The following is a 24,825-nucleotide window of genomic DNA, read 5'->3' as shown; positions in this document are numbered from 1 at the left end:
ATTGCGTGGTTTTAGGATTTTAAGGTTAAAGTTGGGGCAGTGGAGGATCCATTTACTAACGAGTCCTTGCCTTCCGTCCTATTCAGCTGAGTTAACAAGTTAAAGCGGGAGCATTGCCCTTACTTCCAGATTTCCTCGGCAATTTCTTTGATGAAAGCAAGCTTGTTCCACTGCTCTTCTTCCGTCAAAATATTGCCTTCCTCCGTGGAAGCGAATCCGCATTGCGGGCTGAGGCAAATGTGATTGAGATCCACAATCTTCGCGGCTTCCCTGATCCGGTCGATGATTTCCTTCTTCTCTTCCAGCTGGCCTGTTTTGGAGGAGAACAGTCCGAGCACAACCTGCTGATCTTTCAGATATTGCAGCGGTCCAAAATCACCCGCACGATCTGTATCAAATTCCAGATAATAACCGTCTATATGAGCGATTCCAAAAAGGGTTTCCGCTACGGGCTCATAACCGCCCGAGGATGCCCAGGTGGAATGGTAATTCCCGCGGCATACATGAGTGGTAATGATGAGATCGGAAGGAAGGCCCGTGATCGCTTCTTGATTGACACGCGCATAGAGCTTCGCGAGTTCAGCTACATCGACTCCCTCCTCTTGCCTCGCTTCCCAGTAGTTCTTATCGCAGAGCATTCCCCAAGTGCAATCATCAAGCTGCAAGCTGCGGCAGCCTGCCTCATAGAAGGCGCGGATGGCGGCATTGTAGGCCTTCGCAATGTCTGCTGCGAGCTCGTCCGTACTGCTGTAATAAGCATCCGTACTCGCTTTGTTCTCTGCACGCTGCAGCTCGGCCAGAAATTGTGCGGGAGCGGGAATAGTCTGGCGCGCGATTGTTTCTTCGCCTGCGACACTTCTCAGAAATTTGAAGTGCTCGACAAACGGGTGTGCGGAAAATCCGATTCTGCCGGTCAAACGGGCCGTCTCCGCCCTAGTCTCAATTCCCTGAAACTGATAGCCCTTCTCGACAAGAGCCTTCTCTACACCGTCCAGCCCCCACATAAAATCAAGATGCCACCAGGAACGTCTGAACTCACCATCCGTAACTGCTTTTAGTCCCACTGCCTTCTGCTTCTCTACCAGCTTGATAATCTCTTCATCTTCAATTCTCTTCAATTCATCTCCAGAAATCTCATTATTCTGGAATTTACTCCGCGCTTCCTTTAGCGCCAGCGGACGCAGAAAACTGCCAACCGTATCGTATCTGAAAGGGGTTACCGTTCTTTGTGATGCCGTGTGTGTCAGATTGCTCATTCGTGTTAGCTCCTTTAGTCATTCTTATTTGTTACAAGAAAGATATCACGAATGTTCAGTTATAGCGTAACACCAAATAACTTTATCTAGATATAACCTAAGACTATAACAAGTAAATTAGTAAGCCGTGGCTTGCTTCAAAGCCTCTACATAAGCGAGGGCAAGCTTGGATAATGCGATGTTTTTATGGCAAATCCAGCCGACTTTAATCGTTTCGTCACAGTCCAGAGGCACTGGAATAATATCATTGCCATTCAAATCGGAGCTGAGCACCCCGGTAGAAATGGTATATCCGTTCAATCCGATCAGCAGATTAAAGAGCGTGGCCCGGTCATTGACCCGGATGCTTTTGGGATGGGACAGTGTACTGAGAATTTCCTCGGAGAAATGAAAGGAATTGTATTCTCCCTGTTCGAACGACAAATACGGATAGTGATGCAGCTGATCGATGGTAACGATGGACTGCTTGGCAAGCGGATTATGAATACTGATGAAGATATGAGGCTTCGCCGTAAATAAACTGTTGAACTCAAGACTGGCCGATTTAAGCAGCTTATGGATGACTTTCGAATTGAATTCGTTGAGATATAAAATTCCGATCTCGCTGCGCATACTCTTCACATCTTCGATAATTTCAAACGTTTTGGTCTCACGCAAAGCGAATTCGTATTCTTGCTGGCCATATTCCCTAACCAGATTCACAAAGGCATTCACCGCAAAAGCATAGTGCTGGGTCGACACCGAGAAATGCTGTGGAGAAGGTTTGGCACCCAGATAATGACTTTCCAGCAGCTCGGCCTGTTCGATAACCTGCCTGGCGTACCCGAGAAACTCCGCCCCCTCCACGGACAAGGAAATTCCTTTATTCGTGCGTTCAAAGATCACAATCTGAAGCTCTTCCTCCAGATCTTTGATGGCACTCGACAAGCTGGGCTGTGAGATGAACAAGCGCTTCGCCGCCTCATTCATCGATCCCCGGTTCGCTGCCTCGATCACATATTTCAGTTGTTGCAATGTCACTTGAATGCACCTCCTTGACTGGATCGGTTCTCTGAGATACGTGAACAATTGAATTCATTGCGCATCGTCTCTTTGCCTGATTTTTTCTTTTCAATACGTTATAGTGGAAGAAAGGTGGTTGGATTTCGGAGGGAAATCATGAAACGATTCGTACGTATAATCAAAAGTAAGCTCGTGCTCTTTCTTCTTTTACTTTTCGTCTTTGTTTATTTGAATAACAGCTCTTTCTTTACGGAACAACGCAGCGGAGCGCCCCTTCTTCTCGCTCACCGGGGGCTTGCCCAGACCTTTACCATGGAAGGCATCACGGGAGATACCTGTACGGCTGAACGGATTTATGAACCGGAGCATCCTTTCCTGGAGAATACGATTCCATCTATGGAAGCTGCTTTTAGAGCCGGAGCAGACATCGTTGAACTGGATATCAAGCCGACCAAAGACGGACAATTTGCCGTATTTCACGACTGGACACTGGACTGCCGGACGAACATGCAAGGCAAGGTCGGTGACTTTACTCTGGCGGAATTAAAGAAAATGGATATCGGATACGGATATACCGCCGATCAAGGACAGACCTACCCGTTTCGCGGACAAGGAATAGGCCTGATGCCATCGCTTGAAGAAGTTCTTGCTTATTTTCCCGATCAGCCGTTCCTGATTCATATAAAAAGCAATGATCCGCAAGAAGGTGGTCAGTTAGCCCGGTATTTGGAGACTTTGCCGGACAATCGACTGCAGCAGCTTACCGTGTATGGCGGCGATGAGCCTATCGCAGCTCTTCAATCAAGCCTCCCCGGCATCCGGGTCATGTCTCTGGCAACGATGAAAAGCTGCCTGCTTCCCTACTTGGCGGCCGGATGGACCGGATACATGCCTTCCGCATGCGAGAACACGCAGCTGCACATCCCCGAGAAAATCGCCCCTTGGCTGTGGGGATGGCCGGACCGATTGCTCAGCCGGATGGATCGGGCTAACACCCGCGTTATCGTGGTCGGAGGCAGCGGCAGCGATTTCTCAAGCGGATTTGATACTCCCCAGGATATACAGCGCCTCCCCGGCGGCTTTACGGGCGGGATCTGGACAAACCGGATAGACCGCATTGCCCCCCTGTATCAGAACGGCGGGAATTGAAATACGCTGTGATCCTATCCGAAGCAGAAGTAATTAAGATAAGTGAGGGCTGGATACTTCCAGCCTTACCTCTTCGAAGATTGCACGGACTCCATCATCGATTTGAGCCGGCTGCGCACGTGAGACGCTGATCCGCAGAAACTTTTCCCGCTTCAGGTACGAGGTTAAATAAAATCGTTTCCCGGAGACAACGCGGATGTTTCTCGCTGCGAGCCGTTTTATCAGCCGTTCCAGATTTACGGTTTGCGGCAGTTTAAACTGTACGTACATACCCGAATTAACGTTGGATACTCCAATCATTCCTTTCTCATTGTACCGCTCTACCGCTTCATTCAAAACACGAATTCTTTCCTTGTATTGGCTGGATATTTTGTGCTTGTGCCGCTGGTACATTCCGTTCTTGATGTACACTTCAAGTGCCGCTTGCGATAATAGTGAAGTGTCCGCATATCTTTTGCAGGCGTGAAACGTCTTAAGCAAGCTATCCGGCAATACAGCCGCGCCCAGCCGCAAGCCTGGAAAAATGATCTTCGAGAAGCTTTTCAAATAAACGACATGAGAAGTCCGGTTGTATGCATAGATCGGATCAAACTTCTGATTTTCGCTCAAATCAGCCATATAATCGTCCTCTACAATATACACGTCGTATTTGCCGGCCAGCCGGGCTATCGTTTTTCTCTCCTGTGCGCTGTACGAGGTTCCGAGTGGATTGTGATACCTGGACATCGTATAGAAAAACTTAATCCCGCCGCATTTGAATTTCTCTTCCAATTCATGCAAATCAATCCCATCCGCCGTACGAGCGATTCCGCAAACCGGTATGCCTTCCTCTTCAAGAAACCGCATATAAATATCGTAACTGGGCTGCTCAAGAAGGATAACCGATTTCCCGTTCGGAAACGGCATCTTCGCTAAAATACCGAGTGCCTGCTGTATTCCCGACGTAAGCACGATCTGCTGCGGGTCCGCAAACACTTGATCGCCCGCCAAATATGAAGATAGTGTGTACCGGAGCTTCTCCAGCCCTTTCTCATCCCCATACGTGAACAATTGAGACTTGTAGGTATCAATCGCTTTGTTCAAGCAATGTTGAAAGTCCAAGTAGGGGAACACATTTAAATCCGGCAGCGCCGAGGCAAAATCAATCGGGGAATTCTCTGTTAGGTCCGATTCTTCCGGCTTGCCTACCACGTAATAACCGCTTTGCGGTACCGAATAAATGGCATGCTTCTTCTCCAGTTCCGCGTAAGCCCGTATAACGGTGCTGATGCTGAATCCGTAGAGCTTGGCCGCACTGCGGACGGAAGGCAGTTTCTGACCGGGGCCGTAATGTCCTTCCGTAATTTTCTGCTCGAGATCGGAAAGAAAAGACATGTATTTTCTCAGATAACTCCCCCCTTATCTTCATCTATTATAAATCATTTCTTATCTGTATCGGTACAGTTAACCTGATAGGATATTGTCCGCAGCTTGAAAACACTTTATCATTCAGATACCGGTAGAAGTTCGCGAACGAAATCCCCAATTTTGTAAGGAAAGCGAAATGAAATATATTCGAAGTACATAGTGGAGGCATGTCTAGTGAGTGAGCTTAATACACGGTTTCGTCAACGAATCGGATTTCCGGCCCATGAACCGATTTCTTTCGCCAGTTTAACTAACATTCTGGAATTAATGCCGAGGAATATCCCTTTTGAAAATTTGAGTATTATGGAGAACAGGACCCGTGAGATTACTAAAGATAACTTAATGAATAAAATATTCGTGCAGCAAGAAGGCGGCCTTTGTTATGAACTGAACACGATTCTCTATTTCTTTTTAATCGATCAAGGCTTTGACGCTGTTCTCACGCGAGCTATTGTGTACAATCACGACACCCATAGCTATGCCCCTTTTGGAAGAACTCATGCCACGATCCTGCTGACTCATAACGAACAAACTTATCTGGTTGATACGGGATTCGGAGGCAATTTGCCGCTTAAGCCTGTTCCTCTGAACGGAGAAATGATAACGTCCATGAACGGGGATTTCCGGACTAAGAGAGTGAACAGCGAGTATGGAGACTTTATCTTCGAAATGAAACTGAGATATAAGGACTCCGATTGGAAGGTCGGGTATGCATTCCATTCTGGACTGCCTATTGCGGATGTATCGGAACTTAACAGCGTGCAGACAATTATCGCCCAGCACCCGGAATCTCCGTTTAATACACACCCTTTGATTACGAAACAAACAGAGCGGGGGAGCGTAACCCTATCGGACACATCACTAACAATCCGGGAGCATGGTGACGTTACCAAAGAGAAGATTGACTCCGTAAGATTTAGAGAACTTTTGAAACAACATTTTGATAGATGAATTCCTAATAACCTTGACCAACTGGTCAAGGTTATTTTCTAGCTAAACGATTGTCAGGTTTCTTCAAAATGATAAGAAAGACTAAGCGGCATAAAATTTAAAAATTCGCCACATTAGTGCGGATTCTTGAGAAACTGCGGCTTTCGCGACCTTTCAATTGAAATGCAATCGCTTTCTTGTTATAGAATTTTCACTCCGCCAAATCTATCCTGTTTTACTCGGCTAATAAAATGTTAGGATAGAGTAATCAGTTCAAATTACAAATAAGGAGCTTAACAAGTTGCGGATACATCCGATTCATATGTTACGTATAACAGGTCTTCTAGACGGGATTTCATTATTAGTCTTGCTAGGCATCGCTATGCCCATGAAATATATCTGGGGAATTGATCAAGCTGTTACGATTGTCGGAAGCATTCACGGGGGAATTTTCACTCTGTATGCACTAGCTATCCTATATGCAGCAATCCGGATTCAGTGGAGTCTCTTATGGCCGGCCGCGGCAGTCCTGGCAGCTTTCGTGCCATTCGGCAATTTCTTGCTCGATTGGAGGCTGAAGAAGGCGCAGGCTCACTATCAAGTAAAGCCTTTTAATTACGCTCTGATCGTGTATAGCATTGTGTTCTTTTCTTTTATTGATTTATTCACCCAACTGCCGGTCATGAGCACGTTCGCGACATCAGTCGGTGCCAGTGCGTTTATTGCGGGATTTGTTGTGGGTCTATATTCGTTAACCAATACGATTGGCAATATTTTATCTGGAATTATGACCGATAAGGTCGGGCCTTTCAAGATTTTAATGGTCGGATTGTTTTTAACCAGTATCGCTTTGCTGCTTTATCATTTTGTCGATCAACCTTATTTATTGATAGGGGTCCGGATCATCCATGGCTTTGTCTCGGGATTAATAGTCCCTGCTGCATTTACATTCTCTGCGAATACAACGGGAAACGATCAGCAAGGCAAAAAAGTTGCTTTCACCGGTACTTTTGTAGGCCTAGCCGCCATTATCGGCCCTGCTTTCAGCGGAATTATGGCAAGCAAAACTTCCGTTCCGTTCGTCTTTACGTGTGTGGCTATTTTAGGATTTGTATTAACCCTTCTATCGGCTATTTTTCTAAGAAAGTTCAAAATATCCAAGAAGGTGAAAGACGCTTCTAGTAATCAGACATCCGGCTCGCTTTTCAATCTGGGAATACTAAAGGCGTATGGCGGGGCTTTTTTCTTAATGTTCTCACAAGGCGTGATCGCTTACTTGCTGCCCTTGCATGTTCAAGCGCTTGGCTATGATTCGAAGTTAAGCGGCACTTTAATGAGCACCTTCGGGATCATTGCTGTTCTGGTATTTGTACTCCCGACTAATCGGATATTCGATCGTGTGGCCCCAGCCAGGACAATGGCGATCGGCCTTTGTCTGATGGGACTCAGTCAACTGCTTATCAGCCAATCGACGATTACCCTATCCCTTTACCTCGTATTAGGTTTATATGGAGTAGGCTTTGCGTTCTTGTTCCCGTCTATCAATACGATGCTTATCAAAGCTACGACCGCCGAGCTGCGTGGAAAAGCATATGGATACTTCTATGCCTTCTTCTCTCTGGGCGTCGTTGCCGGCTCTTCCGTGATAGGCTGGCTGCCTTTCACCATAATGGAGGGATTTGTGTTCACTGGAGCCATCCTGCTCGTATTTGCTCTCTTTGTCGTGTTTGACAAACAAAGCAGCCGCGCATGGAATCATTAGTGAACAACCGGCGGAGAACGCGGGACTGCTCCCTTAGCGTGAGATAAATCAGAGCACCTTCAAGAGGATGACTTCATATCGTAGATGTGAAGGACAAACTTTGGAGGTGTTTTTGACATGGGCAACAACAGTCAGCAACCAACGGGAAGGGCCTTCATGGATCTGGCAAGACGAAAACCGAGACTGTTTTACACGGAGTTACCACAGCACGCGGTACTACAAGAATCTCGCCAGGCATACACATTTGTTGTCATTTAGAAGTTAGCTTCCCCTTATACATGATGTGATCTTCCGTCGATATCTCAATTAAACTGCTGCCCAGCTTTTTTTTATCTTTATAAGCCGTTAATTCAAGTGTGGCTTTTTGTGCGAGACTGCCTTCAACCAATGGCGTCCAATAAATCGTTGTACCTGTCTTAACGCTTGCTTCCTTTCCTAACTGCACTATCTTTGAAACAGAAGGATTCCATGATAACAGCATTCCTTCTGAGGTTCGTAAACTAATGTTGTCTGTATCCTGACAAGTAATGGTTATAGGAAAACCGGGTAAATTACTCATAATCAAAGAGTATTGACCAAGTGGAAATTCTATATCAGGGCTTACTATTACAGAAGTGCCGTCTGCCGCATAAGCCGTGACTACAAAACCTTTAAATAAATGAGATAGAACATTGCTCTATTTCTCCGCCTTGTCATAAATCCAGAGAGTTTCAATACTCAGGAAAAGGATGAGCATAATCACACTAGAAGCAATAATTATTCCGACCTTACTCCGGCGTCTATGGGCGACTGTTGGCAAACCAATTGCATTCGAAGCTGCTTGGTTAATAATTGTGTTTTTAAGCTCTTCATTCGCCTTTATTTCATTCATCTCTTTCACATACTCCGTCCTAAATTTCATCGTCCCATCCTCCCAACATCCTTTCTTTCAGTAATTCCTTTGCTCGTCTTAACTGTGTCCGGACAGTGTTCTCTTTGATGTTCAAAAATATTGGAAATTTCTGCAGTTTTGTAGCCTTCATAATAATATAAATGAATGACCAGTCTATACTTCCGCGGGAGTGTAATTACTACCGACACGATATCCAGATTTTCAATATGCCTGTCAGGCATATCTTCAATAACTGCGAACCATTTCTTCCACGGACTTCTAATCACATATTTGCACGTATTCATTGTTACTCGTATGATCCAAGCCTTCTCATGCTCAGCATCATTAAAGGGACGTTCATATTTAAACAGCTTGTTAAAAACATCCTGATAGACATCTTGGGCATCCGCCCGGTTTCCGAGATAAGTAAGTGCCAGGCGCAGCACCATATCAGCGTACTTGTTTACTATATTCGCAAAGTGTTCCCTCTTAACGATATCGTCATCACCCATTTATACCCGCCTTTCATTCCTAACACGTTGATAAGCAGTAAAATGTTTCATGGAACAAAAACAATTTATTTTCTGCAAAATTGGTTAGAAACGAGCACTTGTAACAACTATAAAACGACAGTTTTAGCAGCTGTCGTCTCTAATATTTGAACTTCCTTTACTATTTTCCTTTAAACTAATTCAGCAACCGATCTCCTACTGAAAGCACAAAAAAACGCCTTATCGGCGCTGTCCCTATGCTGCATGTTCAGCTTAGTAGTTCTTGCGGGAGCAAGTTGATCGGGCAGGGTCTGGCCTTAACCCATTATTAGATGAGTACGGGATTAATGGAAGAGTATGAGGTCATGCAGAAGCAGATTAAGCCTTTGTGCCGATCCGTACACACTTATTTGTACATTCTCAGAATGCAGTCCTCACTCTTTTGACGCCCTTCTCATAAACCGGTCAGGCACTCTCTCAAAACCAAACTTTTCATACAATCCGTGTGCATCCAGTGTGCCCAGAATACCGTTCAATCCGCGTAAGCGTTCGGATTCTACAATGGTCTGGACGAGATAGGTCCCGATCCCCTGACCCCTGTACGCTTCATTGATGATGACATCGCAAAGATAGTACGTGGTCGCATCATCTGTTATTACTCTAGCAAAAGCAATCTGCTTCTCTCCGTCGTAGACTCCGTAACAAAGCGAGTTTTCGATTGATTTACCGATCGTTTCCTGTGATCGGTTGTTAGCCCAGTAGCTTTTAGCCAAATAGCCTGCAATTGCTTCGATATCCAGCCGTTCTTTCTGATCACTAATGGTATATAGGCCAAATTTAACTTCCACTGAATGTGTGCCTCCTCCTATTGATCTTCTCTTATTTGCTGCAAAAGAATAACCCGCGCGCCGCCGTTTCAGTACATCCGCCGCTCGTAACTTTCCTTCAGGGCTCCGGCAACATCTTCTGCCGTAACTTCTTCTTTATTCACGTGAGCAGCGATCATATCCGGGATAGAAGGCAGACGGGCAGGCCAAGATTCCGGTTCCCACAACTTGGATCTCTTAAATGCTTTGGCACAGTGAACAAAACATTCCTGAACCTTAACGGCAATAGCCAGTTTAGGAACTTTTCCTTGCGCCTCCATGACTGCCAGTAGTTTGGGGTCCCGGGTCAAATACGCTTCCCCGTTCATTCTAAGCGTCTCCTCCAGCCCGGGGATCAGGAAAATAAGGCCTACATGCGGATTCGACAAAATGTTCCGGTATGAGTTCATCCGCCTGTTCCCCGGGCGCTCGGGAATTACCAGATTATAATCGTCCACGATATGCACGAAGCCCGCTGCATCTCCGCGCGGGGACACATCGCAATATCCGTCCGCATCTGAAGTAGATAGGAATAACAGAGGAGATTGACTGATATAATTGCGGCAGTAGGGATCCAGCCTGTGAATCGTCATACTGCTGACAATCGGATTCGGATAGCCAAGAAATTCCCGCAGCTCCTCTTCCGACTGAATCCGGTGTTCTCTCTCATAAGTCATGATCGATCAAGTGCTCCTTTAGTAGATTGGAATCATTTAGTATTTTTAATAGTATAAGGGATAGCATTGGATTTAGAAACTAAAAAACTGCCGCTCAGCAGCAGTTCCAGAGGGTTAACATCCGTGCAAATTGTTCTCGATTTTGTCAGCTATAGAACCTCAGATTAATATCCATCTGATCTTTTAACAGTTTTGTAATTTCATCACGAAGTTTTGAATCTTCCCTCGATTTCCAAGAAGCGGTTAATTTCAAGAGTGTCTCTGCTCTCAAATCCTCATACTTTTGCTTCTGTTTTTTATACTCTTTGGACAAAGACCCCGAATAAGCGAAAAGAGACACGGCCAGCAGAATAAAGATCACTGAAGCTGAGCTGGAACCCAGATAGCCGATCAGGCTAAATACATTACCCGACGAAGCGGATGAAGCAGCCTTGATCAACCAAAACATCAAAACAATAATCAAGGTTCCATTCAGGAGCGTTAAACCATTTCTTCTGGATTTAAGTCCGTCTGTTTTCCTTTTGCGGGAAACCAGTTCTTTTAGCATAAATTTGGTATCCTCTGCAACCGGGAATTGATCAATCTGTTCATTAATCTTACTCACCCGCCCCACCTCTGTACAATTGTATGCTTGTATCAGTTAGGCTTATTCGAGGACGGAAGGAAATCTCGCCGCAATCTTATCTACCAGAGAAAGATACGATTTCTGAAAATCCTCTTGGACTTCGTCCAGGCTTCTCCAATAATCCCCGTCAACGAGATCATACATGTCAATTGCGGTAATTTCCAGACAAGCCGGATGCTCGATCACACCATGCATGGGCTCCGGCTCGTCGTCCCAGTTAAAATTCATAACCAGTGCATGCAGCAGCTCCGGTGTGGCCAGCTCCCTCCACTTCTGTTCCTGTTCATCTGAATCAGGGTACAGAATTTCATCGAGCAGATCTTTCTCCGCTTCATTCAAGGTTAGTCTGACCGACCCTTTCGTTGCCAGCATCGTATCTGCCAGCGACGGATCATGTCTTGCTTGGAACCAGTACGTATGCCGGATTCCCTCCGGATGGTCCAGAGAATCCAGCTCATTCAGCAATAGCTCTACCGCTTCTTTGTTCTGGAATTTGATCGCTTTACTCAGAGCAGTTTCATGAAGCTTGTCCGGAATTCCGGGATCGGCGCCCAGTTTAAGCAAGGTTTCGATCATCTCTCCGGTTGATTTCTGCGTAATGGCATAATGAAGTGCAGTCCGTCCGAATTTATCCCGTTCGTTCAGATTCGCCTGCTCGGCTGCGAGTTTTACTTGCTCTATTGATTTATTCTTGATCGCTTCATATAGAGATATAGAGTCATTCATATTCTTTCTCCTCCATCACGGAACAATTAATGACATTAAACTTCTCATTAGTTGAAATTCTTGTTGTACTACGCGGTGTTAAAGGAAGAAGCGGGGTAGAATGATGAACTATTATTATATGATATAATGTGTTCTGAAGGGAGGCGTATCATGCAAAAGGCAATCGTAGTTTACTATCTTACCGAAAAGAAGAATAACTTGGATGATTTAAATCAACTGTTGCAAGAGGGATGGAAGGTTGTCTCTCAGAGTGCTATGTCAGGAGCGGGTGGCGGTGGAGGCGTTTATTCACTCGTTACATTAGAGAAAAATTAGGAAACAATGCTTCGGGTTTCAGTACCATTAACCGGAAATGATCGTTTAGTTAACCGTCATTTCAAAGGGTAGGTTTTTTGCGGGATAAAACAACATTAAGAATTAACACAGCCAAACAAAAAGACGTCCGAGTATATCAGACGCCTTTCTAACACCCCGTCTATTACTTGCTGATTCGTATATAAGCGGGCGGTTTGACCGTGTCAATCAGTAGAAGCCCGTCATACTGCTGGCGAGGGATGAAACTTTCCGGCATTATCCCCCAGTCCAGCGATACTCGAGGAAGATACATCCAGGAGGTGCCCGGGCGGTCCTTCCGGTATTTCATATCGACGAACGTATAAGCATGCCCGGATTCATGGAGGATGTGTTCGAGACTGCCCGCTTCAGGCTTCACAACTTCATAGGCATCCCCCACATTGTTAGCAGCCTTGCCTTGATACATATACAGCCCGATTACGTAACTCTGCTTTTTCAAACGCTCCGGCATAAGGTCTCCCATAAGTTTCAAGCCTGAATAAGGGGAATTCATGATTTTGGCATTATTCTTGCGAATATGAACATTGTGGCCCCAGACAATTATTTTCTTGTCCGGATACAGCTTCTCAGACAGCCAGGTCAAATTGTCCGCCATCATCTTATCCCGCTGGCGCATTGTCTCCAGGAATGGCTCCAAATCTTGCTTCTCTAAACTAATGTTACTCCGTATGCTTGCCTCTGTATATTGATTAACCACTTGGATCCGGTTATCCATGACACGCTCCGCAATCTTCAGCAGATAGGGATTGTCCGGGTATGCGGCTTGAAGTGATTCGGCATTCCGGGTGAGGAATACTTTCATTTCTTCATAGGTCTTAAGCAGTTCCGGTTTAGCTTTCGCATAGCCCTTCTCATCTGTCCCTAAGCCCCACTCCCCCAGTTCCTGATCCGCTTTCACAAAAGCCTCCGCCCGCTTACTATCTTTGCCCGAAATCCATTCCTTCATGAAAGCCGAATACGGCGATTGAATCTGCATATCGAATCCGGCCAGAATAAGCGGCCTATCCGTACTCAGGCTTTCTTGGATGTAAGCGAATAACGGCAAGGTTTCCTGTGTCCACCATACTCCGAATATCGAGTTCTTCATAAGCTGCTCCGGGGTTATCTTCTTGGCACTGGCGTAAGCGGCTGCTGCGTCACCCATACCTGACTCGAATGCAAGAACTTCATAACCAAGCTCCTGGTGCAGGTATTGGATCAGCCTTGTTTTGGACAAATTGTACTCCGCTGCGCCATGCGTATTTTCACCGAGATACACAAGCTTTTTATCCAGCAAAAGAGGTTTAAGGAAGGTTAAATCTTGGAATTTACTGCTGGGGATGGCACCGTTCACCATCTTCTCCGGCTGAATCGAAGTTAACGAATACGCATGTTGCATGATCCACTTGGACCAGTTCTTGTTGAATTTTTCAACGGAACTCACGATTGGCGCCGGGTCTTCCTTTGCACCGACAACGGCAGCATGGCCCAAAGCCGGGAATAAACAGCTGGCAGCTAATGTAACCGCGAGGATTTTGGCAGCGGAACGTTGGATAACAGACAATGGCAGGACCCCCTAATAAATTGTACTTTCTTTCTGAACACCTCTATATGTTAGTGGATTTAAGTTAAGAACAAGATCCATTTTGTTTAAAATTGGTTTAAATTTACTGCGCATACGTACCAATCACGTAAAAAACCCCGTTTCTAATAGAAACGAGGCTCTTTGGCGGCTCTTTGAATATTACAAGAAGAAAACAACGTAAACGACTGCGGCTAGCACAATACGATAAATCGCAAAAGGAACTAATTTAATGCGGTTAATCATTTTCAGGAAAAATTTCATCGAAATTAAGGCGAACACAAACGCACTGATAAAACCTGCAATAAAGAAAGGAAGGGCATCCAGCGTGAAATACTGCCAGTTCTTGATTAAGGAAAGCAGGCTCGCACCGAACATAATCGGAACCGCCATAATAAACGTAAAATCAGCGGCAGCGCGGTGACTCATTCCAAGTATAACGCCCCCGGAAATCGTCGAACCCGAACGGGAGAAGCCCGGCCATAAAGACAGACATTGAATCAATCCGATGGACAAAGCTTGTTTGTATGTAATTTGGTCAACCGATTGTACCTTAGGCTGTTTGGGAGCTGCCTTATCGGCAATAATCATGAAGATCGCACCGATTACGAGCCCGATCAGCACCGTTGCTGTGGAGAATAGATGATCATCAATGTAATCCTCGAAAAGCAGACCGAGTACAGCAGCCGGAATTAAGCCGACAATGACTTGCGCAAGCTTTAAACGGCCTTCTGCCGGAACTTGGTCCTGAGCTGCTCCTGCAACTGTTTTGGCCTTACGGAATCGTCCCAAGCCCAGTAAATCTATGAAACGGTTTTTAAAAATAATGACGACGGCCAGGATCGATCCAAGCTGAATCACGACCTTAAAGGTGTTCGCTACATACTTAGTAAGAAATTGTTCGGACTGGAGCCACATATCATCGACGATAACCATATGTCCGGTTGAGGACACGGGAGCGAATTCCGTTAACCCCTCCACAATTCCAAGAATAATCGCTTTTAAGATAGTTACAAAATCCATGCACTAAAATCTCCTTTTCCTCAGTACTGTTACTTCTGTCTGTTCTTACAAATCACGTCTGCCTCCATCCTCTTTCAAAATTCAGGCGCAGTTTGTCCCTTACACATTATACCTACTCCATAGGAAAAAAGAAAAAAATGTTCACCCCCCTGTAAGTAGACGAAAGGGCATCCTCCGAGGACTCATGGATACAAACGTTTATTTATCGGGCACACGGGGTATATATAACATAAGAAAGCATCTTGAAAATACAGGGAGGTAAATTCAATGAATAAAAAAATGATGTTTACAGCCGTAGGTTTGGGAGCCGCTTATCTGATGAGAAATAAGGATGCACGCGATAAACTGATAGGTCAATTTCAGAACTTCGCCACTCAATCCAGATCGACTCCTGCGAGCACAAGCCGAACTTCAGTCAATTAGTATATCAGGGCACCCTATCTGATTGAATCAGGTAGGGTGCTTTTTTTGTGGCTGTAAAGAGATTGGTAAGTAGATACCAATAATAAAAGATACAAATCATACGATAACCCGAGATTTTTTCTTGTTTTAAATTAATTTTATAGAAGGGGGATCATGTATGTTTCTCAAGCATTTAACACGTCTAGTCTTACTCTCTATCTGCCTTTTGACTTTAGCTGGCTGTAAAGAAACTTATACTTTCAATCCCTCTGAAATTAATAAAGTGACGGCCCAAGAAACCGGAACAAATGATGGTGCAGTTGAACTATCAGAAAAACGGATTGCCTTATTCGTTAAAGCCGTTAAAGAGGCTAAAAAAATTACCGAGGGTACCAGCAGTGCAATTGGAAGCTCCGATGAGCTTATTATCACAGAAAAAAATGGTCAAACAACTGAACTTGAAGTATTCTACTTAGATACATTCACTACGTTTTTAGATGGAGAATTCCAGTATAAAACGACAGGTGAAAGCGCCAAACAGCTAATTGAGGTATGGAAAGAACGGGGGCTGCAAAAGTAGAGCGGACGGCCCTACGTCAAACTTTTTCATCACGAGGCTTGCAAGATAAGTTCATGATGAGCTATACTACTAACAAATTAAATCGATATCCATTATGCCTGTGAAGAGAATCCAACTCGGAGGCGTTCTCGCCAAGGGAAGATCCCCTTCCCTAAGTTAACCGGACCCGCCCGTTACCGCGGAACCAAAGAGGATTAGTCAGCTCAGCTGGCTGGTCAAGTTGGGTGGCACCGCGAGCACAGCGCTCCTCGTCCCAAACGGACGAGGGCGCTTTTTTGTATTTTATGCGAAAAGGAGTGCGGCGGGATGCTGGACATGAAATGGATTCGTCAGAACAAGAATGCGGTTCAAAAGATCGCAGACTGGAAGGGAATTACCCTTTCCCTGGATCATCTCCTTGCAGTCGATGACCGCAGGAAGAATCTGCAGCAGGATGCGGAGCAGTTAAGACAGGAGCGCAACACCCGGTCCAAAGCAATCGGCCAGCTGGTCGCGCAAAGTGATTCAGAAGGGGCACGGCAGATCAAGCGGCATGTAAGAGAAATTAATGAGAAGCTGGCCAAAATCGATCGTGAGCTCGCTGAGGCGCAGCAAGAGCTGGAGCAGCTAATGCTGCTCGTCCCGAATGCTGTATCGCCGGATACTCCTTATGGCCGCTCGGACGCGGACAATGTGCTTCTCCGGCAAATCGGGCAACCCCGCGAGGCTGATTTCCCGCTGCAAGATCACGTGGAGCTCGGCAAGCTCCATGATCTGATGGATATCCCGCGCGGAGTGAAGACGGCGGGATCGCGCAATTATTACCTGAAGGGAGCCGGTGTCCTCCTGCATCGGGCCGTTCAGCAGCTTGCGCTTGACCTGCTGGTGAGCAAAAGCTACACCTTGCTCGAAGTTCCGCTGATGGTCCGGACGGACGCGATGTACCATACCGCTTACTTCCCGCTCGGGCAGGATCAGACGTACCGGCTTGCCGGTTCCGACAATTGGCTCGCCGGTACGTCGGAAGTTCCTCTCATTGCGTACTACAGCAATGAGATCATTGATCTTCGCGAGCCGGTGAAGCTTGCGGCCGCTTCGACCTGCTTCCGCAGCGAAGTAGGCTCGGCCGGCAAAGATGTTCACGGCTTGTACCGTGTCCATCAGTTCGCCAAGGTCGAGCAGGTTGTGCTGTGCGAAGCGGACCCGGCCCTCTCCGATCAGCTGCTGCAGGAGATAACGGCCAATGCCGAAGAACTGCTGCAGCTGCTCGAATTGCCCTACCAGGTCATGGCGGTATGCACCGGCGACATGTCGCAGAAGACCTACAAGCAGTTCGACATCGAGACATGGATGCCGAGCCGCCAGGCTTACGGCGAGACGCATTCCTCGTCGAGCCTGCATGATTTCCAGGCGCGCCGCTCGAATATCCGTTACCGGGATGAGAGCGGCAAGCTGCGGTATTGTTATACCTTGAACAATACCGCGGTCGCTTCGCCCCGGATCCTGATCCCGGTGCTGGAGAACCATCAGCAGGAAGATGGCTCGATCCGGATTCCGGAGGCCCTTCAGCCTTATATGGAAGGCAGAGAATTCCTGGTTCCGCCTCAGCTGATTAATGGTTCAGCACACCCGCGGGATTAACCCGCTGATCTGTAAAGAATGACCTCACACAAAAGGCGGCCGATTACCGGCTATTCGAATCATCGGTGAATTCGGAAGATTACCGGAAGCGATGCTGCTAAAATCACAAACAAAGGAGCCCGCTCACCCATTGAGCAGGCTCCTTCATCATTCTTTGGCGCCGTACAAGATAGACAACCCTAATGCAGAGTCATACGGCATATAAACGAGCATTTCGCTTAATCTGGCATCTGGCATCTGGCATCTGGCATCTGGCACCCGGCACCCGGCACCCGCCCCCGCTGCTGCTCCGGTTAAAGTAACTCCCGGACACGCTGCATCACTCTGCTTTTGATTGCTTCCGAGGACTGAATAAGCTGCTCTCCGCTGTGCTGATAGGCTTTTCTCCGCTCCTCATTTTTGAGGCTGCTCAAATTAATTTCCACGGTCAGCCAGGCGGATTGCGCGGCTGCTTCCAGAGAAAGAATCGCGATACCGAGATCGGAGATGACATTCGGATTCGCTTTGTCCGTAATAGCCTCCAGAACCTTCATCATTTCCACACAGCGCTGCATCAGCCGGAAAGGCACCTCTGCGCTGTTAAGAGCAGCCTGCTGAAGCGCTTCGGAACGAACCTCCTTCTCTTCGGAGGTTCCTTTCGGCAGACCCAGTGCATCCATATACGATTGAAAAGAACCGATATCCTGCTGCATGAGCTGTTCGGAGTCACGGATTCCCGCCTGCATCTTTTCAACAAGCTGCACCATCTGCTCCTTTACGTCCTGGAACTTGGAACCTTGTGTCAGGTTAGCAACCATTGAACCCATAGAAGCGCCCATGGCCGCCGAGAGCGCCGCAATGCTTCCGCCCCCGGGCGTCGGAGATCCTGAAGCCGATTTGGATAAGAAGCTCCGGATCGGCAGGTCAAAGCTCACTTTTTCCCCGGCATCCTGCTCCTGTTGATATTTAATGGCATGAATTAAATTCTCGAAGAGCAGCACCGTCGTTAGCGTACCCACACCACCCGGTACGGGTGTCATCGCCTGAACCGCTTCCATCGTATCCGGACTCACGTCTCCTGTGATACCTGTGTCTGTCTCATTAATACCCGCATCGACTACAACGAGACCCGGATGCACCATAGATGGTTCAATGAGTCCCGCTCTGCCTGCGGCTGTAATCGCAATGTCCGCCCCAGCCAGGTGATCGCTCAAATTGTCCGTATACGAATGACAGACCGTGACCGTTGCATTCTCCCGGAGAAGAAGCTGCATGAGAGGACGGCCCACCGTCTCCCCCCGGCCTACCAGAACCACATGCTTGCCCTGAAGCCCGTATCCATAATGTTTGAGAATCCGGATACAGGACTGCGGAGTTGCCGGATATAATCCTTTCTCTCCTGTCATGCAGGCCAGCTTGTTAGCCGAGGAAATCCCATCCACATCTTTGAGAGGAGATATCGCATCCGACAATTTCTGGACACGAATGTGCTTCGGAACGGGAAGTTCCAGCATGATTCCGTGAACGGCAGGATCTTCGTTGAGCTGCCGGATTGTTTCAAGCAGTTTCTCCTCTGCCACCTCTTCATCAAACGTAAGCAGTGTAAAGTGTACGCCCAGCTTAAGCGCTAGCTTTTCTTTGGCTTTGGCATAGTATTCGGAAGCCGGATCTCCTTTGACCAGAATAGTCGTGATATTCGGGGTGATCCCTTGTGCTTTCAATTGATTTACTTCTTCGATAATCGCTGCCGACACGCCATTGGCAAGTTCCCTGGATTTAAGTTCGATACCCATTTCCAATCCCTCCATTTGTCTTATAAAAAACAAAAAAAGTACTTAATGGCATGAACCATTAACTACTTTTGCCCAGGCGTACGGCTCTATCCCCCTTATGCTCCCTCGTGGTATCCCCCACGTTACGCCAGTTACATAAGGTTATTCCTGTATAGTTTATCACAGGAGCATCATTCTTTCTAATCACTTTTCAAGAATCCGTTTCTCAATCCGTTTCTCCTCTTTTATTTCACCTCGACCACAATGCTGTCCACCATTTGTCCGTCGGCATAAGGAAGCAGGCGCCATACACCCGGCTCGGGAAGCTTCATCAGGGATGGTATGCGGTGAACCCTGTCACTTGAAGCTTCTCCTGGAGAATCGGTCGTAAAAATGTCGTAGATCTTCGTTTCTCCCTGTTTTACCGCTTTTACTTGAAAATTCCCGATTGCTTCCCCTTTATTCCACAAGTGCCACATATACTTCTGTGACCGGCCTGCAATAAATGGAGCGTCAATAAAACCCAGCTCGCCTTTCTTCCCTCTTAAAGTATACATCTCATAAGGAAACACAGGACTTATCTCCCACGAAGGTTCACTAACCGAAAGAACTACGTCCGCATAAGTTTGTCCGTCCAGTTCAATCTCGTAACGCCAAATCCCCCCAAATGGCAGTCCAAACGAGGTTGTATATCTCTCCAGGCCTTCATACCCTGAGCTCGGATGTGTGACTTCCTGCGCAGGAGACACCACCAGCCTGGTGCCGCTTATCGGATGTACAGCCGTAATCGCAAGGCTCTTCCCTTTAAAGGCCGTAAATGGTTCCGTAAAGCTAAACATGTACCCCATCCTGCGGCCTGCTTCCAAGTAAGGGTCCGGATAAACATTAAGCAGCTCCACTCCTTCCCTGGCATACGAATGACGGACACGCAGGTCCTCCTGGTTCACTATGCCGATCCCGAAGGAGTCCTTGTTAAGATAGTCCCAAGAGGTATAAAGCCCCGCTGCAAGCAGACAACCCGCCAAGGTGACGGCTGCCCCCGCATAGCGCAGCTTGTTCTTCCGAAGCTTCGTCCGCTGCATCACCTTGCTTCGGATGGCCTCTGTAAAATGAGAGTCCCTGAAAGGCCGCTCTCTCAGCTTGTTCTCCCAAGACAGTTTCAGATGTTCAGAGTCCTTCATGGTACTTCCCCTCCTCCTGCTGCGCGGTCAGCATGGCACTCAATTTGTTCTTGGCCCGGTACATACGCGACTTAACCGTTCCTTCAGAAATCTGTAGCAGCAGAACGATCTCTTTATTCGGCAGTCCGTAATGATAATGAAGCAGAATGACTTCACGGAATTTGAGCGGTAGCCGCATCACACAATCCCACAGTTCCTTCGTGGCCATACGGTCGAATACGACGGCTTCCGGCGAGGGTGATGATTCCGTCCGGTTTGTCAGAACATCAACAAGAATCACTTTACGAATGAAGGCGGTTTTCAAATAATTCAGTGATTTGTTCCTTGTTATGCTGAGCAGCCAGCTTTTGACGGTAGATTCGCCCCGGAATGTATATAAACGGTTGTAAACGACCAGAAAGACTTCCTGGGAAATATCGTCTGCGGCATGAGATTTGCGCGTGAGAAAATAAGCAAAGTTCCAGACGTCCTCCCCGTATTCGGTCATAAGATCAGCCAAAACCTGATCGCGGTCGTAACCAGGGGCTAAATCATGCAAGTAATGCCGCTCCAAAAGTATCACCTCTACCAATAAGACCATTCAAAACGGAAATGGTTCCCGTTACACGTACTTATTCCCGTTTTTCTTCCCGGAGCGGTTTCACATCCAGTGGAATGAAGGAAGGCTGCGTTTCGATAAAATGCGCCTGAAAGTTGCCTTCGTATTGAAAAACGGTCCCCAGAATCGGGTTCGTGACCTCTACCGAAATACGGTATTGCTCTATGTCCTCATCATACCATTCGCATACATCCGCCGTACCCGTTAATATCCGGGGGAACCTGAAGCCGAGCCAGCCTTCGTAGAAGCGCTGATCGCCGGAGCGGATACGAATCCCCCTGTTAGAAGCTGCAGTTATCTCCAAATCGACCGCCAGATGCTGCTTGTTACCGAGATAATCTACAATCCCCTGCCGCTGCGAACTGTAGATCATGGTAGCGTCGAAATACCGGATCGCATCCGGAAATTTAAATTTACGTATCCAGGTTACGGTTTCCCGTCCATAGCTGTCCTGATAAGCGTAATTCTCTATCGTAAAAGGAATGCCTGTGCCTCCCTGCGGAAACATGATATGGCGGGTTGTGCCCAGAAGCAGCGGGAGAGCGGTCCACTTGCTGAACCAGATCCGCTCCATGACTCCTTGACCGATAGAGGCTGTCCGGTCGGAGCTGCAGAACCCGAAGCGCTCCTGAATGCGCGGATGCAGGCTCTTAAAAGCAGGGCCTAACGCCAGCTCATAGATGGACGTCACGTTTCATCACACTCCTTCGCAGAATGATGGGGTCTGCGCTTGCAGCGCCCCGCCTGCGGGATTCCCTGTACGGACCAGCCGGCCAGCAGACAGAAGCCAATCATCGACCCGCTCAGAGCCGCAGGTCCGAAGGGAGCTTGCAGCAGCGCCGGGCTGTGAATGAGCGCCGCAGCCGCAAGCAGGACAAGCGCCGCGATCTGGGCCGTGTACGCCCATCTGCGCCGGTGCAGCCAGAGCGCCAGCCCGCCGGCCGCGATCTGCGCTGCGCCGAGCAGTGCCAGCGCAGGCCGCTCGAATCCGGCGAGCCAGCCTGTCGCCTGCAGCAGGGCAAGTTCCCCGCCTTGCGGATACAGCAGCTTGGGAACCAGGCCCTGCCACCCCCACAGCAGCGCGAGCATAAGCACGCTGAAGTAGTGGAGTACCGCCCGCTGGATCGTGACGGCGGGCGGTATGCGCTGCTCCAGCCAGATACGCAGCAGGTCAAAACTCCACGCTGTTGCATACCCGAACAGCGGACGGAAGAGCAGCGCATCGAACCAGCGGCCTGCGGCCCCGAAGCGCGTCTGGTAGCCATACTGCGTCAGAAAGATGACTCCGCCTTCTGTCTCCGTATACTTCCAGTATCCGCTGCCTTCGCGGATCAGGGACAGGTGCTGACCGGAGCCGAATTTCAAGGTCGAGATCCGCTCGCTGGACGCAGGGCGGATCAAGCTCCTTGCGGCTCCTGTGCCCGAGATGTCGAGCCCGAATCCGATCCTTGTCCGGTACAGGAATTCCTGCGGATCTTCCGCGCTCCTTCTGGGCAGATAAGTGATCTCCGAGAATCGGAGATCCCACTGTTGATGCAGCTCCGGCGTCTGGGTATGCTTCCAGATCGTTTCCAGATCGGTACCGATTGTTAGTTCAACATAAATCGGTCTTCTTTTCATAACCGGTAGCCTCCCCCGAATCATCTTCCAGAAATCGTTGCTTATGTTCTGCGGTCAAGAGCATACAGACCTCACTTCTCCCGAACCAGCGGTACCGTCCTTTGGCTATCACATCATAGACTTTGTCGCGCAGAAACAGCGGGAATATAATACCGCCGTATAGCAGAGGCCACATTCCTCCAAGCTCCTTGAATACGCGCAGAGCCGCATCGGATTTGATATAGAAACTGCCATCCATCACCATCACGAAGGTATCCAGATCATTCTGGGACAAGCCGAATCTGGCCAGAAGCTCTTGCCCGGCTGCGGATTGGATGGAAGCGAAGCGGAATCGCATACCCGGATCCCGCCGGATAACAAACCGTGATATGGCTTGACATAAATTGCATGGGCCGTCAATCAGCAGAACAATGGGGGCAGGGTTTATCATTTGTTTCGTCAGAGATGATTGCTTCATCGCTATCCCCTCCTCTCTTTGCCATTGTAAACCGGCACCCCCTCCCCGCATCAGATCCAACTTTTATAGAACGCATCAAAAAAAGGTACTACGATTTGTAGTACCCCAGATTGCAGACAAACTCCTTTGTTCCGAATGGAACTCAGGAGTTTGTCTTGTTTGGAGAAATAAAAAACTCAAAAATGCAGTAAGTTTCTGTTTTGAGCCACCGGTTCTCCAAAGCCAGGTGGCTAGTTTTTTGAGGTTCATACACGCGAAAACGAGCATCGCCTGCATGGATACCTTCCGCAGTCCTCGTAAGGTGGTCCATCGCATGCCATGCTTTTCTTTCATGTCTGCAAATACGCGTTCAATCGTTTCTTTGCGCTTGGAATAGATCCGCTTGTTCCGTTCTGTATGGCGCAGATGCTCTGCTTCTTCAAGATAATCCGCCCAGATATGACGGCTCACTCGCTTCTTAAAGTCCTTGCTTTCCGTACATTGGTTCAAGAAAGAACAAGACCTGCATCGCTCCGGGTTAGAACGGTACATCTGGTAGCCGTCCCGGTTCGTCAATTCGTACGTTAAAAACTCGTTGCTGGGGCAAATGTAAGCGTCGTAGTGCTCGTCGTACACATATTCGTATTTCTTAAAGAAACCATCCTTCGTTTGTGGACGCGTGTACGGCATAACCGGGCGAATGCCGTCATCCATGAGCAGCTTGCTGATGTACGGCGTCTTGTAACCGGCGTCGACCGCCACGGCTTCCGGTTTTCCGANAGATGCTCTGCTTCTTCAAGGTAATCCGCCCAGATATGACGGCTCACTCGCTTCTTAAAGTCCTTGCTTTCCGTACATTGTTTCAAGAAAGAACAAGACTTGCATCGCTCCGGGTTAGAACGGTACACCTGGTAGCCGTCCCGGTTCGTCAATTCGTACGTTAAAAATTCGTTGCTGGGGCAAATGTAAGCGTCGTAGTGCTCGTCGTNNNNTGCATCGCTCCGGGTTAGAACGGTACACCTGGTAGCCGTCCCGGTTCGTCAATTCGTACGTTAAAAATTCGTTGCTGGGGCAAATGTAAGCGTCGTAGTGCTCGTCGTACACATATTCGTATTTCTTAAAGAAACCATCCTTCGTTTGTGGACGCGTGTACGGCATAACCGGGCGAATGCCGTCATCCATGAGCANACAAAGCCATTGCGGTCACAAGCCGTATGAAAGGTGTAGGCAAATACCCGCTCTTTTTCGCCCTTTACAAACAGCCCGCTCTCCGGATCGCTCGTGCTCACTTTGACCTCTTTTTGAGCGGGCTCAGGCTTTTTTACGAGTGGCTTCTTTCCGTGCTTGGCACGGTCTTCGTTGATTTCTTTCTCTAGTTGCTCCTGGTATGTTTTGCTTTGTTCCTGAATGAGTACCTTTACATACTTGTTCTTATTCGCACTGGCCTTCACATNAGTGGCTTCTTTCCGTGCTTGGCACGGTCTTCGTTGATTTCTTTCTCTAGTTGCTCCTGGTATGTTTTGCTTTGTTCCTGAATGAGTACCTTTACATACTTGTTCTTATTCGCACTGGCCTTCACATGCGTAGCGTCAACGAAGAGAACGTCCGGTTCAACAAAACCATGCTGGACAGCCTCTTCGAGGATTCGGGCAAAGATCGACTCGAAAACATCCGTGTCCCGAAACCGCCGCGTATAGTTTTTCCCGAAGGTCGTAAAGTGAGGAATGGGCTGCGTAAAGTCGTAGCCTAGAAACCACCGGTNTTTTGATGAGGACGACAGGGTCAATGCTAGGTCGTCCCATTTCGGCGCTATATTTGTCTCGAACCAGATCGTAGATGAAAGAGAAGTCGATGGCATTCTCGATTTTACGTACTAAATGATGCTTAGGGACTAACTCGTCCAAGGAATGAACGGAAACTTGAAAGCGACCTTCGTT

General features: G+C 47.9%; 24 protein-coding genes, 6 pseudogenes and 1 riboswitch. Of the genes and pseudogenes, 7 read left to right on the top strand and 23 right to left on the bottom strand.

Translation table 11 applies throughout. The features are described from left to right. Nucleotides 1–119: 119 nt before the first annotated feature. Together EDM21_RS00595 and EDM21_RS00590 are read right to left on the bottom strand one after the other, a co-directional pair. On the bottom strand, nucleotides 120–1,256 hold the full coding sequence (locus EDM21_RS00595) for a 5-methyltetrahydropteroyltriglutamate--homocysteine S-methyltransferase (protein ID WP_157331899.1): 1,137 nt from the start codon (nucleotides 1,254–1,256) through the stop codon (nucleotides 120–122). A gap of 117 nt (nucleotides 1,257–1,373) precedes the next feature. Continuing rightward, nucleotides 1,374–2,276 (bottom strand): LysR family transcriptional regulator, encoded by a 903-nt coding sequence (locus EDM21_RS00590; protein ID WP_166541759.1) that lies wholly within the window; start codon nucleotides 2,274–2,276, stop codon nucleotides 1,374–1,376. 138 nt (nucleotides 2,277–2,414) lie between these two features. Between EDM21_RS00590 and EDM21_RS00585 the strand changes: the two genes are divergently transcribed. Beyond that, on the top strand, nucleotides 2,415–3,407 hold the full coding sequence (locus EDM21_RS00585; RefSeq protein WP_157331897.1) for a glycerophosphodiester phosphodiesterase family protein: 993 nt from the start codon (nucleotides 2,415–2,417) through the stop codon (nucleotides 3,405–3,407). Between the two features lie 33 nt (nucleotides 3,408–3,440). On the opposite strand, the gene EDM21_RS00580 is transcribed toward EDM21_RS00585, so the two are convergent. Then, complete coding sequence (locus tag EDM21_RS00580; RefSeq protein ID WP_157332600.1) at nucleotides 3,441–4,793, bottom strand: aminotransferase-like domain-containing protein; 1,353 nt, start codon at nucleotides 4,791–4,793, stop codon at nucleotides 3,441–3,443. Between the two features lie 195 nt (nucleotides 4,794–4,988). Between EDM21_RS00580 and EDM21_RS00575 the strand changes: the two genes are divergently transcribed. Beyond that, nucleotides 4,989–5,765, top strand: coding sequence for an arylamine N-acetyltransferase (locus tag EDM21_RS00575; protein ID WP_166541758.1), 777 nt, complete (start codon nucleotides 4,989–4,991; stop codon nucleotides 5,763–5,765). Between the two features lie 280 nt (nucleotides 5,766–6,045). Then, complete coding sequence (locus tag EDM21_RS00570) at nucleotides 6,046–7,506, top strand: MFS transporter (protein ID WP_157331895.1); 1,461 nt, start codon at nucleotides 6,046–6,048, stop codon at nucleotides 7,504–7,506. A 250-nt stretch (nucleotides 7,507–7,756) separates the two neighbouring features. On the opposite strand, the gene EDM21_RS00565 is transcribed toward EDM21_RS00570, so the two are convergent. The 7 genes from EDM21_RS00565 to EDM21_RS00535 form a co-directional block, all read right to left on the bottom strand. Further along, nucleotides 7,757–8,071 carry a hypothetical protein gene (locus EDM21_RS00565; RefSeq protein WP_157331893.1) on the bottom strand — a complete coding sequence of 105 codons (315 nt, stop codon included), beginning with the start codon at nucleotides 8,069–8,071 and terminating at the stop codon, nucleotides 7,757–7,759. Between the two features lie 111 nt (nucleotides 8,072–8,182). Further along, nucleotides 8,183–8,407, bottom strand: coding sequence for a hypothetical protein (locus EDM21_RS00560; RefSeq protein ID WP_157331891.1), 225 nt, complete (start codon nucleotides 8,405–8,407; stop codon nucleotides 8,183–8,185). Continuing rightward, nucleotides 8,404–8,889, bottom strand: a complete 486-nt coding sequence (locus EDM21_RS00555) for an RNA polymerase sigma factor (RefSeq protein WP_157331889.1) — start codon at nucleotides 8,887–8,889, stop codon at nucleotides 8,404–8,406. Before EDM21_RS00555 ends, EDM21_RS00560 begins: the two co-directional genes overlap by 4 nt. Before the next feature lie 413 nt (nucleotides 8,890–9,302). After that, on the bottom strand, nucleotides 9,303–9,716 hold the full coding sequence (locus EDM21_RS00550; RefSeq protein WP_166541756.1) for a GNAT family N-acetyltransferase: 414 nt from the start codon (nucleotides 9,714–9,716) through the stop codon (nucleotides 9,303–9,305). 68 nt (nucleotides 9,717–9,784) lie between these two features. Next, a complete protein-coding gene (locus EDM21_RS00545) occupies nucleotides 9,785–10,411 on the bottom strand; it encodes a pyridoxamine 5'-phosphate oxidase family protein (protein WP_157331887.1) in 627 nt (208 codons plus the stop codon). A 145-nt stretch (nucleotides 10,412–10,556) separates the two neighbouring features. Beyond that, entirely contained in the window at nucleotides 10,557–11,015 is a 459-nt protein-coding gene (locus tag EDM21_RS00540; protein WP_157331885.1) for a DUF2663 family protein, read from the bottom strand. 42 nt (nucleotides 11,016–11,057) lie between these two features. Continuing rightward, nucleotides 11,058–11,762: a DUF4274 domain-containing protein gene (locus EDM21_RS00535; protein WP_157331883.1), complete on the bottom strand. Its 705-nt coding sequence runs from the start codon at nucleotides 11,760–11,762 to the stop codon at nucleotides 11,058–11,060. 150 nt (nucleotides 11,763–11,912) lie between these two features. Between EDM21_RS00535 and EDM21_RS00530 the strand changes: the two genes are divergently transcribed. Beyond that, on the top strand, nucleotides 11,913–12,077 hold the full coding sequence (locus EDM21_RS00530; RefSeq protein WP_157331881.1) for a hypothetical protein: 165 nt from the start codon (nucleotides 11,913–11,915) through the stop codon (nucleotides 12,075–12,077). Between the two features lie 163 nt (nucleotides 12,078–12,240). Here EDM21_RS00530 and EDM21_RS00525 read toward each other — a convergent pair whose 3' ends face one another. Both EDM21_RS00525 and EDM21_RS00520 read right to left on the bottom strand, forming a co-directional pair. After that, nucleotides 12,241–13,659 carry an erythromycin esterase family protein gene (locus EDM21_RS00525; protein WP_201280736.1) on the bottom strand — a complete coding sequence of 473 codons (1,419 nt, stop codon included), beginning with the start codon at nucleotides 13,657–13,659 and terminating at the stop codon, nucleotides 12,241–12,243. A gap of 180 nt (nucleotides 13,660–13,839) precedes the next feature. Continuing rightward, the gene (locus EDM21_RS00520; protein WP_157331879.1) at nucleotides 13,840–14,700 is read right to left on the bottom strand and encodes an undecaprenyl-diphosphate phosphatase; all 861 of its coding nucleotides are present in this window, start codon (nucleotides 14,698–14,700) and stop codon (nucleotides 13,840–13,842) included. Between the two features lie 267 nt (nucleotides 14,701–14,967). Here EDM21_RS00520 and EDM21_RS24510 point away from each other — a divergent pair, with 267 nt between their 5' ends. The 3 genes from EDM21_RS24510 to serS all read left to right on the top strand — a co-directional run bounded on the left by EDM21_RS24510 (nucleotide 14,968) and on the right by serS (nucleotide 17,302). Then, nucleotides 14,968–15,123, top strand: coding sequence for a hypothetical protein (locus EDM21_RS24510; protein ID WP_166541755.1), 156 nt, complete (start codon nucleotides 14,968–14,970; stop codon nucleotides 15,121–15,123). A 157-nt stretch (nucleotides 15,124–15,280) separates the two neighbouring features. Next, nucleotides 15,281–15,682, top strand: a complete 402-nt coding sequence (locus tag EDM21_RS00515; RefSeq protein ID WP_157331877.1) for a hypothetical protein — start codon at nucleotides 15,281–15,283, stop codon at nucleotides 15,680–15,682. 306 nt (nucleotides 15,683–15,988) lie between these two features. Then, nucleotides 15,989–17,302 carry a serine--tRNA ligase gene (gene serS / locus EDM21_RS00510; RefSeq protein WP_157331875.1) on the top strand — a complete coding sequence of 438 codons (1,314 nt, stop codon included), beginning with the start codon at nucleotides 15,989–15,991 and terminating at the stop codon, nucleotides 17,300–17,302. A 293-nt stretch (nucleotides 17,303–17,595) separates the two neighbouring features. On the opposite strand, the pseudogene EDM21_RS24790 reads toward serS, so the two are convergent. The 11 genes and pseudogenes from EDM21_RS24790 to EDM21_RS00465 form a co-directional block, all read right to left on the bottom strand. Then, a pseudogene (locus tag EDM21_RS24790) lies at nucleotides 17,596–18,186 on the bottom strand (cyclodeaminase/cyclohydrolase family protein); the annotation flags it as partial. Nucleotides 18,187–18,237: 51 nt separating this feature from the next. Next, nucleotides 18,238–19,074 (bottom strand): annotated as a pseudogene (locus EDM21_RS24785) (bifunctional 5,10-methylenetetrahydrofolate dehydrogenase/5,10-methenyltetrahydrofolate cyclohydrolase); the annotation flags it as partial. A 63-nt stretch (nucleotides 19,075–19,137) separates the two neighbouring features. Continuing rightward, nucleotides 19,138–19,219, bottom strand: a riboswitch (ZMP/ZTP riboswitch). Nucleotides 19,220–19,298: 79 nt separating this feature from the next. Then, complete coding sequence (locus EDM21_RS00500) at nucleotides 19,299–20,234, bottom strand: DUF4871 domain-containing protein (protein WP_157331871.1); 936 nt, start codon at nucleotides 20,232–20,234, stop codon at nucleotides 19,299–19,301. After that, a complete protein-coding gene (locus tag EDM21_RS00495; RefSeq protein ID WP_235917961.1) occupies nucleotides 20,221–20,772 on the bottom strand; it encodes an RNA polymerase sigma factor in 552 nt (183 codons plus the stop codon). Before EDM21_RS00495 ends, EDM21_RS00500 begins: the two co-directional genes overlap by 14 nt. Nucleotides 20,773–20,845: 73 nt before the next feature. Next, the gene (locus EDM21_RS00490; RefSeq protein WP_166541754.1) at nucleotides 20,846–21,523 is read right to left on the bottom strand and encodes a DUF4166 domain-containing protein; all 678 of its coding nucleotides are present in this window, start codon (nucleotides 21,521–21,523) and stop codon (nucleotides 20,846–20,848) included. Beyond that, nucleotides 21,520–22,452 carry a DoxX-like family protein gene (locus EDM21_RS00485; RefSeq protein ID WP_157331867.1) on the bottom strand — a complete coding sequence of 311 codons (933 nt, stop codon included), beginning with the start codon at nucleotides 22,450–22,452 and terminating at the stop codon, nucleotides 21,520–21,522. Before EDM21_RS00485 ends, EDM21_RS00490 begins: the two co-directional genes overlap by 4 nt. Next, nucleotides 22,427–22,909, bottom strand: coding sequence for a thiol-disulfide oxidoreductase DCC family protein (locus EDM21_RS00480; RefSeq protein ID WP_235917960.1), 483 nt, complete (start codon nucleotides 22,907–22,909; stop codon nucleotides 22,427–22,429). Before EDM21_RS00480 ends, EDM21_RS00485 begins: the two co-directional genes overlap by 26 nt. A gap of 75 nt (nucleotides 22,910–22,984) precedes the next feature. Continuing rightward, nucleotides 22,985–23,662 (bottom strand): annotated as a pseudogene (locus EDM21_RS00475) (transposase); the annotation flags it as partial. Then, nucleotides 23,626–23,841, bottom strand: a pseudogene (locus tag EDM21_RS25430) (IS5/IS1182 family transposase); the annotation flags it as partial. The pseudogenes EDM21_RS25430 and EDM21_RS00475, both read right to left, overlap by 37 nt. 118 nt (nucleotides 23,842–23,959) lie before the next feature. Next, a pseudogene (locus EDM21_RS25425) lies at nucleotides 23,960–24,231 on the bottom strand (IS5/IS1182 family transposase); the annotation flags it as partial. A 236-nt stretch (nucleotides 24,232–24,467) separates the two neighbouring features. Beyond that, nucleotides 24,468–24,792, bottom strand: a pseudogene (locus tag EDM21_RS00465) (transposase); the annotation flags it as partial. Nucleotides 24,793–24,825 lie beyond the last annotated feature (33 nt).

It is taken from the genome of Paenibacillus lutrae (assembly GCF_009757775.1).
Taxonomy (GTDB): Bacteria; Bacillota; Bacilli; order Paenibacillales; family NBRC-103111; genus Paenibacillus_F; species Paenibacillus_F lutrae.
Note: the sequence above shows the minus strand (reverse complement) of the source record. Positions and strands in the feature narration are given on the sequence as shown.